The sequence below is a fragment of the Paraburkholderia sabiae genome (assembly GCF_030412785.1).
GTDB classification, from domain to species: domain Bacteria; phylum Pseudomonadota; class Gammaproteobacteria; order Burkholderiales; family Burkholderiaceae; genus Paraburkholderia; species Paraburkholderia sabiae.
This window is the reverse complement of record NZ_CP125295.1, coordinates 5831336-5846412: the sequence shown is the minus strand read 5'-3', so window position 1 is coordinate 5846412 and position 15077 is coordinate 5831336. Positions and strand designations below refer to the sequence as shown.

Here is a 15077-nt window from a genome sequence, read left to right as displayed (position 1 = left end):
ATTCTCGTGCAGGGATTCGTGCGTCCGCCACCTGGCCATCCGGCTAATTGTGGGCGTTCCTACGTGCCGATAGAGTCATCGCGTTCTTGGCGAAATCAAGGAATGCTGATGAAACAGGATGCTCAAATCCGGCGCGCGCGCCGTGGGTTCACGCTGTTCGAAACACTCGTAGTGATCGCGCTGCTGGCGATCCTCGCAACGTTGACGGTGCCTTCGTTCGTTGCATGGCATGCGCGAGATCAGGTCGACGCACGCGCACGCGCGCTGTTGTCCACACTCAGTTATGCGCGCGGCGAGGCATTACGTCGTGGTGCCCGGGTCACCGTGTGCCGCGTCGATGCCGCGCGCCACTGTCTCACGGCGGCACAGCCGTACAAGACGGGTGTGGTCGACTGGTCGTGTGGATGGGCCGTGATGATCGAGCGTGCGAGCGGCTTCTATCCGTTGCGCGTGCAGCCTGACGTTGCGTCAGTGAGCATCGTGGGAGCGCTCACCAATCTGACGTTCACGCCGCCCGCGGGCCAGGTCAATGGCAGCTTCCGAAGCTTCGATATCGGGCCGCGCGCCGATTCGAAGGCGACACAAGGCAAGGACTGGCGGCGCTGCATTCGCATCGCGGCGGGCGGACGCGCCCGCATCGCCGACGGTGCTTGCGGAGCGGCAGCATGATGCACGCACATGTCTCGTCGCAACGCGGTCAGACGCTGATGGAAGTGCTGGTCGCCGTGGCTGTAACGGCTGTGACCGTACTTGGCCTGATCGCCGTGCAGCTCGCGATTGCCCGCGATGCGCGTGGGATGTCTTATCGCGTGCAGGCCGCACTTGTCGCCGATGCAATCGCAGAGGCGGCGCGTGCGCCGAACGCTAACGTGGCGGCAGCCAATCAATGGAAGACACGCGCGGCGAGCCTGCTGCCGAAAGGCGATGCCGGCATTGTCGGCGGGAGCGATCCTGCATACGCACGCGCGACATGGGCGTGGCAGGCAAGTTTGTCGTACGACATCATCGACGCGCCCGTATCGTGCGGCGATGGCGATGTGCCGCAAGGCATGCAGTGTGTCGCGATTGCGTTTTCACGATGAAAGCGCTCGTCTCTTCTACGCGTGCATGTGGTAAGCCGCGGCGTTACGTTCATACATACGGTCACACGCTTCTCGAAATGACGATAGCGTTGGCGCTTGGACTGATCGTGACAGCGGGCGCGGTCTCGCTGTACCGCTCGCAGCGAATTGCATTTGCGCAGGCGGCCGATGCAGCGCAGATCCACGACGCGGCGATAACCGCGTTGACGCTGATCGGCGAGCAGTTGCAGATGGCAGGATTCGTTTCCGCCGACATGCCGCGCACGTTCGCCGCGCGGCCCGCGCTGTTCGGCTGTACAGGCGGACGGCCGGTTGGCACGGATGACAATCCGACCTGCGAGACGCTCGCCACGCATTCGGACGGGGTGGCGGTGCGCTATGTCGCTGACGCTGTTTCGACGTGGCCGTCCACGGCGGGTCTCGCGACCGACTGCCTCGGCCAGGGTGTCGCGAAGACGGATGCCGACGCGCCGGGCGTGCCCATCGTCAACCGCTTCTATGCAAAGACGAGTAGTTCGACGGGGGAGCCTGAGCTGTATTGCGAAGGAACGGGAGGCAACTCTTCGCAGCCGCTTGTCGAAGGCGTCGAGCGCGTGCGCTTGCGGTATTGGCTCGCGGGCGCATCGTCGGCGATGGACGCGGCGGCGTTGACACCCGCGCAATGGACCAATGTCGTCGCCGTCGATCTCTGCGTGCTCGTTCGAGGCACGCCGCAGGTCGCGCGGACGAGTTATGTCGATTGCGACGGTATATCGGCCGTCGGTTCGGATCTGCGTGTGAGGCGTGCATTCTGGCGGCGCGTCGCGATTCGAAACAACGAGGGAGCTATTACATGATCCCTCCACGAAGCAGGTCGCAGCGACGGCGCGCGCGAAGCCGGGGCATTGCGCTACCCGTCGTGCTGCTGATTGCCGCGATGATGCTGACGACTTCGGCCGCGTGGTTCGAGCAAACAGTGGCGGCTGCGCGAAACGCGTCAGCCATCTACGACCATCTGATCGCGATGCATGCCGCGGATTCGGCGTTGACCGCATGCGCGCGCAATCTCCTCAACGGATCGCTTTCGGGCGTACCGGGCGCCAGCGGCGAGCCCGCCGGCTGGAAGTCGCAGGCAATGTTCGAATCCAATTCGATCGCGCCATTCGCCTCATGGCCTATATCGCTGTCGTTTCGCGCTCCGCAATGCCTGGCCGAAACGTGGCGATTGACGAATCGCGCAAACGCGCAGGCTTATCTCCTCACCGCGAGAGGCTATGGACGCAATCAGGATTCGCAGGCGTGGCTGCAATTGCAATTGGTGATCGACGGCGGCGCAGTCGAAAAACATTGGCGCCGTATCGCTGCGCGCCCCTTCTGAGTGCACACCTTATGAACGTCGACATGAAGTCGAATACGCAGGCATTCTCACTACTCGAACTGGTGATAGCGCTGGCAATTGCAGCAACGCTCGCCGCGTTTGCCATACCGTCCTATCGCGACCACATCGCGAAGGCGCACCGGACGGATGCGGCGTCCGCGCTCTTTCGCGCGGCGCAGTTCGCCGAATCGGCCGTGCATGTGGATGGTGCGCCGTTGCCGTCCGGTCTCGACCACGCGCCGCAAGGTGGAAGGGCGATCTACCGGTTGCGCATCCTGCCCGCCGACGATACGAACGGCGGCTATGCGCTCGAAGCGCAGCCGCTAGACAACGGCCCGATGGCCGACGACATGTGCGGCGTTCATACTCGACGCAACGGGCCTGAAGACCAACCGGGGCACAGCAGGCGCATCCCCCGACGACTGCTGGAGCGCGCGTTAGATGTCAAAGGATTCGACACGCGCCCGTTCAGGGCGGGTTCATATCGGCGTCAGTCGCAGCGGCGGACGTAGCCGTTTTGCGCGACTCGCGCTTCACCTGCTGATAGATGCGGAACGCTTCCCACGCGGCAAGGCCGACGCTGCCCCACTTGAGGGCAGGCTTTGCCGCGCCCAGCACGCTGTTGCGAATGGGCTTCGCGAGCACCAGCGAAACGATCGAGCTGATCAGCGGATATTCCTTCAGCAGCGCACCGATCCCGCCCGCTGCGCCACCGCGCCGGCGGCTCCACGGCATACCGCCCATCGCGCTGAAGCCCGGCACGATGAACTTGAGCCAGCTGAAGTGCGTGACGGCGTGACGCAGTTCAAGGGTTGCCTGCGCGAGTTCCATGCGCTCGACGTCCGCACGCACGATCAGCAGTTCCTTGCGCAGCGCGCGCAGATGCGGTGCGCTCAGGTCTTTGGCGGTCGGTCGGCGGCTGCGAAATGCGTTATCGGAGTGGACCTGGCTCATGGGCTTGATCGATGGCGATGGACAGAAAAGAGAATGACGCGAAGTTCAGCGTTTGCGGAAAATGTCGCGGTCTTTTTCGAACTCGTGGAGCGTGGCTTCGAAGATCATCGGGGCATTGTGCAAGCCGCTGCGAGCCCGCAATGCGCACGCGATCGCCGCCACCGCATAGACGATCGTGATGCCCGCGAGCGCCTGCCACCGGTAGGTGTCCCAGAACGCGATCGCGATCAGCGCGGTCAGCGCGATCAATGCCATCGTCGCGAGCATCATGGCCGCGAGGCCCATGAACAGGACCATCAGCAGCCGGTCTTTTTCTTCGGCCAGTTCGATGCCGATCAGTTCGAGCCGTGTCTGCAGGATCGAAAAGAACGAACTGAGAATGCGCCGCAATGGCCCGCGGTCCCCGCTCTGCGATTGTGTATCGATCATGGCGTCAGCGTATTGCGCGCGAGGATGCGCGAAGAGTATGCGGACAGGGCGCGCGCGCCCGTCCGCCTGTCAGCGAAGCATCCCGACCGCGGAGTGCGCGGCCGGGATGCTTCACGCGCGTTACTTGCGATTGATCAGCAGGCCAACCACCACGCCGACACCGGCTGCAATGCCGATCGACGCCCACGGATGCTCGTGGACATAGTCGTCCGTGGCGCGAGCGGCTTTCTTGCCTTTCTCGACGACCACGACCTGCACGTCGGCTGCCTTTTCCTTCGCCTGCTTGAGACGCGAGAGCGCCGTCTCGCGCAGTTCAGAAGCGCGTTCGCCAGTGGCGCTCGCGGCCTGCTTCAGCAGATCTTCCGCGTCTGCGAGTACGGTTTTGATATCCGACATCAATCTCTCCTTGTTGACTTCCGACATTGACTGCTCCCTTCGTGCACGCTACGCGTGAATCGTAACCAAAGAAACGGCCGCTGGCGAGCCAGCGGACCGTGCGCATGGGTTACGCGCAAATCGCGCGCAATTTCCCGAACGCGGTCGCATGAAGCGTTCCCGAACGTCACGCGCGTTTCTTACCGCGCGCTTCGAACGTTGCGCTCATGACCGTGCAGAGCACACCATCGCTTGATGGAGTTGATCTGTCCCGTTAAGTTTCGTACATCGGCGAGAAAATTACAAAAACTGATAAGCGTTTTAGCGAATGTTCGTTAGAAGTGCATGGTCCCGTCCCGTATGCTCTAATTTGTACCCTTCGTCCGGACCAGTCCCGGCGGAACATTCGAACACTTCATTGATTTCATCAAGGAGCTGCACTATGAGTCTACGTCTTGGCGACGTCGCACCCGATTTCGAGCAGGAGTCGAGCATTGGCCGCATCAGTTTCCATGAATGGCTGGGTGACAGCTGGGGCGTTCTGTTTTCGCATCCGGCCGACTTCACGCCTGTCTGCACGACGGAACTCGGCCTGACCGCGAAGCTCGCCAGCGAATTCGAGAAGCGTAACGTGAAGACGATCGCGCTGTCCGTCGACAACGCGGAATCGCATAAGGAGTGGATCAAGGACATCAACGAGACGCAAGCCGCCAGCGTTGGCTTCCCGATCCTCGCTGACGGCGATCGCAAGGTCTCGCAGCTGTACGACATGATTCATCCGAACGCGAACGAAACGCTGACGGTGCGCTCGCTGTTCGTCATCGACCCGAAGAAGAAGGTGCGCCTGATCATCACGTACCCGGCCAGCACGGGCCGCAACTTCGACGAAGTGCTGCGCGTGATCGACTCGCTGCAGCTCACGGACAACTATCAGGTCGCGACGCCCGGCAACTGGAAGCATGGCGACGACGTCGTGATCGTGCCGTCGCTGAAGGACGAGGAAGAGATCAAGCGCAAGTTCCCGAAGGGCTACAAGGCGCTGCGTCCGTATCTGCGGATGACGCCGCAGCCGAACAAGTAAGCATCGGCTTCTTACGCCGACGTAAAAAAGCCCGCGTTCTTTAAGAACCCGGGCTTTTTGTTTCAGTGCTTTCTCAGGTAACCGGCAGCGTCAGAAGAACGCCTGAATGCCCGTCTGTGCGCGTCCGAGAATCAGCGCGTGGATATCGTGCGTGCCTTCGTACGTGTTCACCACTTCCAGATTCACCAGATGCCGTGCCACGCCGAATTCGTCCGAAATGCCGTTGCCGCCGAGCATGTCACGCGCCATGCGCGCGATGTCGAGCGACTTGCCGCATGAATTGCGCTTCATGATCGACGTGATTTCGACGGCCGCCGTGCCTTCGTCCTTCATCCGTCCGAGGCGCAGCACGCCTTGCAGACCGAGCGTGATTTCGGTTTGCATGTCGGCGAGCTTCTTCTGGATCAGCTGGTTCGCGGCGAGCGGACGACCGAACTGCTTGCGGTCGAGCGTGTACTGACGCGCCGTGTGCCAGCACGATTCCGCCGCGCCGAGTGCGCCCCACGCGATGCCATAACGCGCCGAGTTCAGACACGTGAACGGTCCGCGCAGGCCTTTCACGCCCGGCATCAGATTTTCTTCCGGCACGAAGACTTCATCGAGAACGATCTCACCCGTGATCGACGCACGCAGACCGACCTTGCCGTGAACTGCCGGCGCGCTCAAACCCTTCCAGCCTTTCTCAAGAATGAAGCCGCGAATCTCGTCCTTGCCGTCGGTTTCGAGCTGCGCCCAGACGACGAACACGTCCGCGATCGGCGAATTGGTGATCCACATCTTCGAACCGGACAGCGAATAGCCGCCGTCGACCTTCTTCGCGCGCGTGACCATGCTGCCCGGATCGGAGCCGTGATTCGGCTCGGTCAGCCCGAAGCAGCCGATCCATTCGCCCGAAGCGAGCTTCGGCAGGTATTTGTCTTTCTGCGCGTCGGAGCCGAATTCGAAGATGGGGACCATCACCAGCGACGACTGCACTGACATCATCGAGCGATAGCCCGAATCCACGCGCTCGACCTCACGCGCGATCAGTCCGTAGCTCACGTAGTTCAGGCCCGGGCCGCCGTACTGCTCGGGAATGGTCGGGCCGAGCAGGCCGAGTTCGCCCATTTCGCGGAAGATCGCGACGTCCGTCTTCTCGTGGCGGAACGCTTCGAGCACGCGCGGCGCGAGCTTGTCCTGCGCATAAGCGTACGCGGCGTCGCGCACCATGCGTTCTTCTTCCGTGAGCTGCTGGTTCAGGAGCAGCGGGTCTTCCCAATTGAACTGCGCGGCGGCTGCCATGACGTATCTCCTTGTCGACGGAAGCGGGCCGCGTGGCGCCTTTCTTCCATCCGAATGCTTGACTTGAGTTCCGCTCTGCGAAACAATGTTTTGCAAAACGACGATTGAGTGTAGCACCCGATGTCAAAATCTGCATCCACAACATCCCCAACGTCGGCCATGTCCGTGTCGGCACGCATGTCCGATCCCGTCGACGAGCGCAAGTTCGTCGTCGCGCTCGCGCGCGGGCTCGATCTGCTGCGCGCGTTCAGGCCGGGCGAAACGCTGCTCGGCAATCGCGACTTCGTCGAGCGCACGGGCTTGCCGAAGGCGACGGTGAACCGGCTCGCGTACACGCTGACGGTGCTCGGCTATCTGCGCTTCGACGAGGCGCTCGGCAAGTACGCGCTCGACGCCGGCGTGCTGTCGCTCGGTTTCGCGCTGCTGTCGGGCACCGACACGCTCGAACTGGCGCGCCCGCATATGCGCAATTTCGCGCGCGAGGTCGGCGCGGCGGTGTCGCTCGGCTGTCGCGACGGCCTCGATATGACGTATCTGGAGACGATCCGCAGCGAGACGGCGCTGACGCTCGGCCTCGCATCGGGCTCGAAACTGTCGATGCTGACGAGTTCGATGGGCCGCGCGTATCTCGCCGTTCAGCCCGCCGACGCGCGCGCTGCGCTGCTCGCGGAGCTGCAACGAGGAGCAGGCGACGAAGGCGCGGCATTGGTCGAGCAGGCGCAAAAGGAAATCGACGCGTACGCGCGCGAGGGCTGCTGCTATTCGTTCCGCGACTGGCACGACGACGTGAACGCGGTGGCCGTGCCGTTCAGCGATCCACGCGACGGCCGGCTGCTCGTGCTGAGTTGCAGCGGACCGGCGTCGTCGATGGGGGAGAGCGTGTTCCGGGAGATGGTCGCGCCGCGTCTCAAAGCGCTCGCGCGACGTCTGGGCGACAGCCCTTGAACAATCTCAAGCTGTCTTGTTCTCATGCACAACGAATAGCGGTCCCTGCACGAACCGCACGTCATACTGCTGCAGAAGATCGAACTGCGTTTCCGTTGCCACGCGATTGAAGATCAACGGAATTTTCAGCCGGTTCGCATAGCTGACCAGCGGCTTCACCATCGAATCGCGCAACGCCGCCGCAGCGTCCATTTTCACGAAATCCAGTCTCGCCATGTCCGACACGGACAGGATCTGCCCTGCGTTCGGCAGATTGCCGGCCACCTTGAATCCGTAGTGCTGATAGCTCTTGGTCAGATAACCAAGAAACGTCCGATGCGCGACCGCAGCGGGCGGCAATTCGATCACCACTCTCGACGGATTCAACCCAAACGACATCAGCACCGTCGAGAAATGTCGGCCGTGGTCGTAGCGCACACTTTTCAACAGCCGTTCATGCACGCGCAGAAATAGCAGCCCGTGCCGCTGAGGACCGAAGAAGTTGATCGCATGCATCGCGCGCGACATGCGGTCGAGCGCGACGAGCTGCTGGTCGTCAGGAACGTGATCGAACGGATCGAAGGCGTCGAGCGGCGTGCCGTCAGCGAGTTGCGTGACCGCCTGGACGCCGAGTTCGTCGCCGAAACGGTCCGCGCTATCCGGCGACGACGACAGCGATTGCGCGAGCGCATGCACGCTGATGTCGAAGATCGGCTCGTAGCTGCTGCCAATTTCAACGTCGCCGTAAGTCGCGATGGCCTCGCCGCTGCGCGGGGCGGCGCCCATTCGCAGGTGCTCGCCGAGAAACGGATGAGTGGAGGCGCGGTCGACGAGTTCGGGGATGGTCAGCGGAATCATTGAATACGTGGGGAGCGGACGGGTATCGCGGCAAAAGCCGCATGTTTCGATGGTAGCAGCGCCAGCCGCTCTGTCATGCACCAAATACTGATATGGATTTCGCCGTTCGTGTGGGGCTCGCGGCTCAACCGAGGGTTTACGTTAATTTCACTAATCATAATCTGTTTTACTATTCGTAAATTCATGAAGTAGCCGATCATTCGTCACCGCAGGAAGCCAAGATGAGCGACACCTCCCGTTCTGCCCATATCGTCGAAGTCGAGCAGGCGCTGGCCGCTGCGCACCGGCCGGCGTTTCAGCTGATGCTGCTCGTGCTGTGCGCGCTGTGCCTTGTGATCGACGGCTTCGACGCGCAGGCGATGGGCTACGTTGCGCCGAGCGTGATCGGCGAATGGCATGTGTCGAAGGCAGCGCTCGGCCCGGTGTTCAGCGCGAGCCTGTTCGGCATGCTGCTGGGCGCGCTCGGCCTGTCGGTGCTGGCGGACCGGATCGGGCGGCGTCCCGTGCTGATCGGCGCGACGTTCTTCTTCGCGCTGGCGATGCTGGCCACGCCCTTCGTTTCGGACATTCCCGCGCTGATTGCGCTGCGCTTCATCACCGGGCTCGGCCTCGGCTGCATCATGCCGAACGCGATGGCGCTGGTCGGCGAGTTCTCGACGCCGGAACACCGAGTCAAGCGCATGATGCTGGTGTCGTGCGGCTTCACGCTGGGCGCGGCGATCGGCGGCTTCATCAGCGCGGCGCTGATTCCCGCGTATGGCTGGCGCGCGGTATTCTGGGTCGGCGGCGCGGTGCCGCTCGTGCTCGGCGTCGCGATGCTCGCCGCACTGCCCGAATCGCTGCAATTCCTCGTGCTCAAAGGTCGCGACGACCGCGCGCGGCAGTGGCTGGCGAAGTTCGATCCGTCGCTGAACGTCGGTCCCGACACGCGTCTCGTCGTGCGCGAGAAAGCCGATGGCGGCGCACCCGTCGCCGAACTGTTCCGGGCAGGGCGCGCGCCCGTCACGCTGATCCTGTGGGGCATCAGCTTCATGAACCTGATCGATCTGTACTTCCTGTCGAACTGGCTGCCGACCGTGATGCGCGACGCCGGCTATTCGCCGTCGACGGCCGTGATCGTCGGCACCGTGCTGCAGACGGGCGGCGTGATCGGCACGCTGCTGCTCGGCTGGTTCATCGAACGCTTTGGCTTCGTGCGCGTGCTGTTCGCCTGCTTCGCGCTGGGCGCGGTCAGCGTCGGCGCGATCGGCGCGGTATCGCATGCGCTCGCGTGGCTGCTGGTTGTCGTGTTTGCGGGCGGCTTCTGCATCGTCGGCGGACAGCCGGCCGTGAACGCGCTCGCCGGACACTTCTATCCCACCACATTGCGCTCGACGGGCATCGGCTGGAGCCTCGGCATTGGCCGGATCGGCTCGGTGATCGGACCGCTCGTCGGCGGACAACTGATTGCGCTGAACTGGAGCAACGCGCAGCTGTTCCACGCTGCCGCCTTGCCCGTACTGTGCTCGGCCGCGCTGGTGCTGACGCTCGCCGTCGCACGTCGCCGCGGCGGCCCGGCCAAAGCGCAGACCGTTTGAGATTTATCGGAGACTTTGCATGGAATCATCCACACGACGCGAAATCCAGCCGGGCTACCAGTCCGGTTTCGCCAACGAATTCGCCACGGAGGCGTTGCCCGGCGCGCTGCCTCATGGCCGCAACTCGCCGCAGCGCGCGCCGTACGGGCTGTATGCGGAGCAGCTGTCGGGCACCGCGTTCACGGCGCCGCGCGGCCATAACCGGCGCTCGTGGCTGTACCGCATCCGCCCGGCGGCCGTGCATCAGCCGTTCACGGCACTGCCGTCACATCGTCTGGTCGCGAACTTCGCCGAAGTGCCGCCGACGCCGCCCAACCAGCTTCGCTGGGATCCGCTGCCGATGCCCGCCGAGCCGACCGATTTCATCGACGGCTGGGTGACGATGGCGGGCAACGGGTCGGCGGAATCGATGAACGGCTGCGCGATCCACGTGTACGCGGCCAATCAGTCGATGCAGGACCGCTTCTTCTACAACGCCGACGGCGAACTGCTGATCGTCCCGCAGGCCGGGCGTCTGTCGATCTTCACGGAACTGGGCAAGCTCGAGGTCGAACCGTTCGAAATCGCGGTGATTCCGCGCGGCGTGCGGTTTTCGGTGGCGCTGCCGGACGGCCGCGCGAGCGGCTATATCTGCGAGAACTTCGGCGCGCAGCTGCGTCTGCCGGATCTCGGGCCGATCGGCTCGAACGGCCTTGCGAATCCGCGCGACTTCCTCACGCCGCAGGCCGCCTATGAAGACCGCGAAGGCGATTTCGAACTCGTCGCGAAGATGAACGGTCATCTGTGGCGCGCGGATATCGGCCATTCGCCGCTCGACGTGGTCGCGTGGCACGGCAACTACGCGCCGTACAAATACGATCTGCGCCACTTCAACACGATCGGCTCGATCAGCTACGACCATCCGGACCCGTCGATCTTCCTCGTGCTGCAATCGCAGAGCGACACGCCGGGCGTCGATACGATCGACTTCGTGATCTTCCCACCGCGCTGGCTCGCCGCCGAAGATACGTTCCGCCCGCCCTGGTTCCATCGCAACGTCGCAAGCGAGTTCATGGGTCTCGTGCACGGCGCATACGACGCGAAGGCGGAAGGCTTCGTGCCGGGCGGCGCGAGCCTGCACAACTGCATGTCGGGCCACGGCCCGGACGCGGACACGTTCGAGAAAGCGTCGAGCAGCGATACGTCGAAGCCGAACAAGGTCGACAACACGATGGCCTTCATGTTCGAAACGCGCACGCTGATCAAGCCGACGCGTTTCGCGCTCGAAACGGCGCAGCTTCAGGCGCATTACTTCGAATGCTGGCAAGGTCTCAAGAAACACTTCAATCCGGAGCAACAATGAACGCATTGAGCGATCTTCAGGCGACGCTCGACGCGTCGCGCAAGAGTTGGGTCGAATCGGCGAACGAGCCGTCCTGTGATTTTTCGATCCAGAATCTGCCGTTCGGCATTTTCACCAACGGGCTGAACGCGACGCGCCGCGCGGGCGTCGCGATTGGCGATGACATTGTCGATCTGGCCGTGCTCGAAAGCGCGGGGCTGCTGACGGTGCCGTCGTCGAGCAAGGGCGACAGCGTGTTCGTGCGCGATTCGCTGAACGACTTCATCGCGCTGGGCCGCGATACGTGGCGCAGCGTGCGTATTCAGTTGAGCAAGCTGCTGTCGCGCGATAACGCGACGCTGCGCGACGACGCCGAGTTGCGTAACCGTGCGCTGATCCGCCAGGCCGACGCCACACTGCATCTTCCCGTGCAGATCCCCGGCTACACGGACTTCTACTCATCAAAGGAGCACGCGACGAACGTCGGCTCGATGTTCCGCGATCCGAAGAATGCGCTGCTGCCGAACTGGTCGGAGATTCCGATCGGGTACAACGGACGGGCCTCGTCGGTGGTGGTGAGCGGCACGCCCGTGCGTCGTCCGAACGGGCAGTTGAAGTTGCCCGATCAGGAGCGGCCCATTTTCGGCGCGTGCCGCAAGCTGGATATCGAACTGGAGACGGGTTTTATCGTCGGACACGGCAACAAGCTCGGTGAACCGATTGCCTGTGACGAAGCAGAAGATCACATCTTCGGCATGGTGCTGCTGAACGACTGGAGCGCGCGCGATATCCAGCAATGGGAATACGTGCCGCTGGGACCGTTCAACTCGAAAGGATTCGCGACGACGATTTCGCCGTGGATCGTCACGCTCGATGCGCTCGAACCGTTCCGCGTTGCGCAGCCGGTTCAGGATCCGCAGCCGCTCGAGTATCTGCGGCACGCGGGCGAGCATGGCTTCGACATCTCGCTCGAAGTGCTGCTGAAGCCGCAAGGCGCAAGTGAACCGACCACGATCTCGCGCACGAACTTCCGACACATGTACTGGACGATGGCGCAGCAGCTCGCGCATCACACGGTGTCGGGCTGCAATACGCGCGTCGGCGACATGATGGGTTCGGGCACGATCAGCGGACCGACGCCCGATTCGTTCGGCAGCCTGCTCGAACTGACGTGGAACGGCAAGAATCCGCTGCAACTGAAGGACGGCGGCACGCGCGCGTTCATCGAAGACGGCGACGAACTCACGCTCGCCGGATGGTGCCAGGGCGACGGCTATCGCGTCGGCTTCGGCACGTGCGTCGGCGAGATTGTGCCGGCGCATAAGTGATTCGACAGCGTTAAGAAATCCGCGCGTGGCGACGAGCCCGCGCGGATTTTTTTTGCCTCGTCAGGACGCGGCGTTCACCACGCTGCGCCGCTTTTCCCACAGCGCGGCGGCCAGAAACGCGAGCGCGCTGACCAGCACCACGCCGATCATCGAATCGTTGCCGACGCTCTTCATCAGCGCACCCGCAATCAGCGGACCGCCGAAACTCGCGATGCTCCACGATGCGCCGACGAGCGAACTCGCCGACACCAGCGCCACGCCACGAAAGCGTTCGCCGCACGCAACCAGCGACAGCGTATAGATTGCACCCGCCGCCGCGCCGAGCACGTAAAGCAGCGGCCAGCACAGCCACGGCGATTGCACGGCCCACGGCAAAAGCGGCAGCAACAGAACAACCAGCACCGCGCAGCCGATATGCACGCGCTCGCGCCCGAGCCGGTCCGCGAGCCAGCCGATCGGGAACTGCATCGTCGTATCGCCGAGCAGCAGCGCCGACGCGAACAGCACGGCCACTTCGCTGGCGACGCCATGCGCCATCGCAAAGAGCGGCATCAGCGACAGCGCGATCGTATCGAACAGCGCGAAAAAGCCTGTGCCGATCACGAGCGCAGGCATCTGCGGCAAGACGTGGCGCCAGCTGCCGTGCGGCTCGTGTTCGTCGGATGCGTGGGGCGCGGAACGGATCACCGACAGTACCGGCAGCGCGATCAGAAAAATTGCGCCGCAGATCAGAAAGCGCCAATGATCGAACTGCGCGATCTGACTGACGAGCACGGGCCCCGCCATCTGGAACAGCGTGAAGTTGGTCGCATAGATGGCGACGACGCGGCCGCGCGAGGCATCGTCGGCGAGCTGGTTGACCCATGCTTCGCCGATCGTGAAGAGCAGCATCAGTGCCGCGCCGCACATCACGCGCAGCACGGCCCAGGCGAACGGATTCGACGTGAGCTGCATCAGCGCGGTGGCGATCGCGACGATCAGCACCGCGCCGATGATCGCGTGACGCCCGCCGCAGCGCGCGGCGATCCGGCCGGCGATGGGCACGACGAGCAGGCCGCCGCCCGCCTGCGCGGCCGTCAGCAGGCCGACGACGTCGGTGCCGTAGCCCGCTTGCGTCAGCGCGAGGGCAGTGAGGGGAAGCGTTGCGCCGCTGCCGAGGCCGACGACGGCCACGCTCAGGATCAGCGCAAGGAAATCACGGGAGAAGACGACTTTCATCGGGCGAGATGCTACACCGCCCGTGTGTCGGTTGCATCGTGTGATGGCGGGTATGTCGCGCGAAGATTCAGCTCGGGGCGCGCTAGCCCGCGACGGCTCAGCCCGCGACAGGCAAGCGCCGGTCGAGCGATACCGACCACCACGTCAGCGCCACCGCGCCCACCGCCGTCGCCACGCCGACCCACGGCAGCGACGTGAGCGGCGCGCCCGCGCCGATCGCCATGCCGCCGAGCCACGCGCCCGTCGCGTTGCCGAGGTTGAAAGCGCCCTGGTTGAGGGTCGATGCCAGATTCGGCGCGCTGCTCGCACGGTCGACGATCAGCATCTGCAGCGGCGGTACGATCGCGAACGCGAGCACGCCCCACAGGAAGATCGTGATCATCGCGGGAATCTCGCTGTGCATCGTCATCGCGAAGATCGAGAGGATGGCGACGATGGCGAGCAGGAACGACATCAGCGACTGCACCGGGCGCCAGTCCGCGAGCTTGCCGCCGAGCGTGCTGCCCACCGTCAGACCGAGGCCGAACAGCAGCAGCACCATCGTCACCGCGTGCGGCGTGAAGCCCGTCACGTCTTCGAGAATCGGCGTGATGTAGGTGAAGGTCGAGAACAGGCTCGCCGACGCGAGCACGCTCGTGCCGAGCACCATCAGCACCTGCGGGTTCTTCAGCACCGTGAATTCGTGGACGAGGCTCGCCTTCTGCATCTCGATCTTCGACGGCAGACACAGCGCCAGCGCAACGGCCGCGATCACGCCGATGCCCGTCACCGCCCAAAAAGTTGCGCGCCAGCCGACGGCCTGGCCGAGCGCCGTGCCGAGCGGCACGCCGAGCACGTTGGCCAGCGTGAGGCCCGTGAACATCAGCGCGATGGCCTGCGCGCGGCGGTTCGGCGCGACGAGCCCGGCAGCGACGACTGAACCGATGCCAAAGAACGCGCCGTGACAGAAGGCCGTCACGATGCGCGCGGCCATCAGCACCGCATAACCCGGCGCGATCGCGCACAGCAGATTGCCGAGAATGAAGATGCCGATCAGGCTCATCAGCGCTTTCTTGCGCGGCATGTTCGCGACCGCGATCGCCACGATCGGCGCACCGATCGTCACGCCGAGCGCATACGCCGACACGAGCATGCCCGCTGCCGGAATCGACACGCTCAGGTCGCGCGCGACATCGGGCAGCAGCCCCATGATGACGAACTCGGTGGTACCGATTCCAAATGCGGCGACGGCAAGAGCAAGCAGGGGCAAAGGCATGATGGGACTTTCACGGGAGGGTCGCGGCGGCGGACGG

General features: G+C 63.8%; 16 protein-coding genes and 1 pseudogene. 10 read left to right on the top strand and 7 right to left on the bottom strand.

The window, feature by feature from the left end; genetic code table 11:
• The first annotated feature begins 108 nt into the window (after positions 1 to 108).
• The 5 genes and pseudogenes from QEN71_RS26225 to QEN71_RS26205 all read left to right on the top strand — a co-directional run bounded on the left by QEN71_RS26225 (position 109) and on the right by QEN71_RS26205 (position 2880).
• The gene (locus tag QEN71_RS26225) at positions 109 to 669 is read left to right on the top strand and encodes a GspH/FimT family pseudopilin (protein WP_201650899.1); all 561 of its coding nucleotides are present in this window, start codon (positions 109 to 111) and stop codon (positions 667 to 669) included.
• Positions 666 to 1082, top strand: coding sequence for a prepilin-type N-terminal cleavage/methylation domain-containing protein (locus QEN71_RS26220; protein ID WP_201650900.1), 417 nt, complete (start codon positions 666 to 668; stop codon positions 1080 to 1082). The genes QEN71_RS26225 and QEN71_RS26220 overlap by 4 nt, the downstream gene beginning before the upstream one ends.
• A gap of 77 nt (positions 1083 to 1159) precedes the next feature.
• On the top strand, positions 1160 to 1918 hold the full coding sequence (locus QEN71_RS26215; protein WP_233471814.1) for a PilW family protein: 759 nt from the start codon (positions 1160 to 1162) through the stop codon (positions 1916 to 1918).
• The gene (locus tag QEN71_RS26210) at positions 1915 to 2439 is read left to right on the top strand and encodes a pilus assembly PilX family protein (RefSeq protein WP_201650902.1); all 525 of its coding nucleotides are present in this window, start codon (positions 1915 to 1917) and stop codon (positions 2437 to 2439) included. The genes QEN71_RS26215 and QEN71_RS26210 overlap by 4 nt, the downstream gene beginning before the upstream one ends.
• Positions 2440 to 2462: 23 nt before the next feature.
• Positions 2463 to 2880: pseudogene (locus QEN71_RS26205) on the top strand (type IV pilin protein).
• Positions 2881 to 2907: 27 nt separating this feature from the next.
• Here QEN71_RS26205 and QEN71_RS26200 read toward each other — a convergent pair.
• The 3 genes from QEN71_RS26200 to QEN71_RS26190 all read right to left on the bottom strand — a co-directional run bounded on the left by QEN71_RS26200 (position 2908) and on the right by QEN71_RS26190 (position 4245).
• Positions 2908 to 3393, bottom strand: coding sequence for a DUF3318 domain-containing protein (locus tag QEN71_RS26200; RefSeq protein ID WP_201650903.1), 486 nt, complete (start codon positions 3391 to 3393; stop codon positions 2908 to 2910).
• Positions 3394 to 3438: 45 nt separating this feature from the next.
• Complete coding sequence (locus QEN71_RS26195; protein ID WP_201650904.1) at positions 3439 to 3822, bottom strand: phage holin family protein; 384 nt, start codon at positions 3820 to 3822, stop codon at positions 3439 to 3441.
• 120 nt (positions 3823 to 3942) lie between these two features.
• A complete protein-coding gene (locus tag QEN71_RS26190) occupies positions 3943 to 4245 on the bottom strand; it encodes a DUF883 family protein (protein ID WP_117335984.1) in 303 nt (100 codons plus the stop codon).
• A gap of 394 nt (positions 4246 to 4639) precedes the next feature.
• Between QEN71_RS26190 and QEN71_RS26185 the strand changes: the two genes are divergently transcribed.
• Entirely contained in the window at positions 4640 to 5278 is a 639-nt protein-coding gene (locus QEN71_RS26185) for a peroxiredoxin (RefSeq protein WP_201650905.1), read from the top strand.
• Between the two features lie 90 nt (positions 5279 to 5368).
• Here QEN71_RS26185 and QEN71_RS26180 read toward each other — a convergent pair whose 3' ends face one another.
• Entirely contained in the window at positions 5369 to 6559 is a 1191-nt protein-coding gene (locus QEN71_RS26180) for an acyl-CoA dehydrogenase (RefSeq protein ID WP_201650906.1), read from the bottom strand.
• A gap of 159 nt (positions 6560 to 6718) precedes the next feature.
• Between QEN71_RS26180 and QEN71_RS26175 the strand changes: the two genes are divergently transcribed.
• The gene (locus QEN71_RS26175; RefSeq protein WP_201650907.1) at positions 6719 to 7504 is read left to right on the top strand and encodes an IclR family transcriptional regulator; all 786 of its coding nucleotides are present in this window, start codon (positions 6719 to 6721) and stop codon (positions 7502 to 7504) included.
• Between the two features lie 6 nt (positions 7505 to 7510).
• Here the strand turns inward: QEN71_RS26175 and QEN71_RS26170 are convergent, their stop codons facing one another.
• Positions 7511 to 8341, bottom strand: coding sequence for an EAL domain-containing protein (locus QEN71_RS26170; RefSeq protein WP_201650908.1), 831 nt, complete (start codon positions 8339 to 8341; stop codon positions 7511 to 7513).
• 221 nt (positions 8342 to 8562) lie between these two features.
• Between QEN71_RS26170 and QEN71_RS26165 the strand changes: the two genes are divergently transcribed.
• Genes QEN71_RS26165 through fahA form a run of 3 tightly spaced genes read left to right on the top strand, consistent with a single transcriptional unit; the run spans position 8563 to position 12567 of the window.
• On the top strand, positions 8563 to 9918 hold the full coding sequence (locus tag QEN71_RS26165) for an MFS transporter (RefSeq protein ID WP_201650909.1): 1356 nt from the start codon (positions 8563 to 8565) through the stop codon (positions 9916 to 9918).
• Positions 9919 to 9937: 19 nt separating this feature from the next.
• Positions 9938 to 11260: a homogentisate 1,2-dioxygenase gene (gene hmgA, locus QEN71_RS26160; RefSeq protein WP_201650910.1), complete on the top strand. Its 1323-nt coding sequence runs from the start codon at positions 9938 to 9940 to the stop codon at positions 11258 to 11260.
• Positions 11257 to 12567 (top strand): fumarylacetoacetase, encoded by a 1311-nt coding sequence (gene fahA / locus QEN71_RS26155; RefSeq protein WP_201650911.1) that lies wholly within the window; start codon positions 11257 to 11259, stop codon positions 12565 to 12567. The genes hmgA and fahA overlap by 4 nt, the downstream gene beginning before the upstream one ends.
• 60 nt (positions 12568 to 12627) lie before the next feature.
• Here fahA and QEN71_RS26150 read toward each other — a convergent pair whose 3' ends face one another.
• Together QEN71_RS26150 and QEN71_RS26145 are read right to left on the bottom strand one after the other, a co-directional pair.
• Positions 12628 to 13785, bottom strand: coding sequence for an MFS transporter (locus QEN71_RS26150; RefSeq protein WP_201650912.1), 1158 nt, complete (start codon positions 13783 to 13785; stop codon positions 12628 to 12630).
• A gap of 97 nt (positions 13786 to 13882) precedes the next feature.
• Positions 13883 to 15040, bottom strand: a complete 1158-nt coding sequence (locus QEN71_RS26145) for an MFS transporter (protein WP_201650913.1) — start codon at positions 15038 to 15040, stop codon at positions 13883 to 13885.
• Between the last annotated feature and the right edge of the window lie 37 nt (positions 15041 to 15077).

Coding starts and splice junctions, on each gene's coding strand:
- QEN71_RS26225 (WP_201650899.1), top strand. CDS start 109: ATGAAACAGGATGCTCAAATCCGGCGCGCGCGCCGTGGGTTCACGCTG.
- QEN71_RS26220 (WP_201650900.1), top strand. CDS start 666: ATGATGCACGCACATGTCTCGTCGCAACGCGGTCAGACGCTGATGGAA.
- QEN71_RS26215 (WP_233471814.1), top strand. CDS start 1,160: ATGACGATAGCGTTGGCGCTTGGACTGATCGTGACAGCGGGCGCGGTC.
- QEN71_RS26210 (WP_201650902.1), top strand. CDS start 1,915: ATGATCCCTCCACGAAGCAGGTCGCAGCGACGGCGCGCGCGAAGCCGG.
- QEN71_RS26200 (WP_201650903.1), bottom strand. CDS start 3,393: ATGAGCCAGGTCCACTCCGATAACGCATTTCGCAGCCGCCGACCGACC.
- QEN71_RS26195 (WP_201650904.1), bottom strand. CDS start 3,822: ATGATCGATACACAATCGCAGAGCGGGGACCGCGGGCCATTGCGGCGC.
- QEN71_RS26190 (WP_117335984.1), bottom strand. CDS start 4,245: ATGTCGGAAGTCAACAAGGAGAGATTGATGTCGGATATCAAAACCGTA.
- QEN71_RS26185 (WP_201650905.1), top strand. CDS start 4,640: ATGAGTCTACGTCTTGGCGACGTCGCACCCGATTTCGAGCAGGAGTCG.
- QEN71_RS26180 (WP_201650906.1), bottom strand. CDS start 6,559: ATGGCAGCCGCCGCGCAGTTCAATTGGGAAGACCCGCTGCTCCTGAAC.
- QEN71_RS26175 (WP_201650907.1), top strand. CDS start 6,719: ATGTCCGTGTCGGCACGCATGTCCGATCCCGTCGACGAGCGCAAGTTC.
- QEN71_RS26170 (WP_201650908.1), bottom strand. CDS start 8,341: ATGATTCCGCTGACCATCCCCGAACTCGTCGACCGCGCCTCCACTCAT.
- QEN71_RS26165 (WP_201650909.1), top strand. CDS start 8,563: ATGAGCGACACCTCCCGTTCTGCCCATATCGTCGAAGTCGAGCAGGCG.
- hmgA (WP_201650910.1), top strand. CDS start 9,938: ATGGAATCATCCACACGACGCGAAATCCAGCCGGGCTACCAGTCCGGT.
- fahA (WP_201650911.1), top strand. CDS start 11,257: ATGAACGCATTGAGCGATCTTCAGGCGACGCTCGACGCGTCGCGCAAG.
- QEN71_RS26150 (WP_201650912.1), bottom strand. CDS start 13,785: ATGAAAGTCGTCTTCTCCCGTGATTTCCTTGCGCTGATCCTGAGCGTG.
- QEN71_RS26145 (WP_201650913.1), bottom strand. CDS start 15,040: ATGCCTTTGCCCCTGCTTGCTCTTGCCGTCGCCGCATTTGGAATCGGT.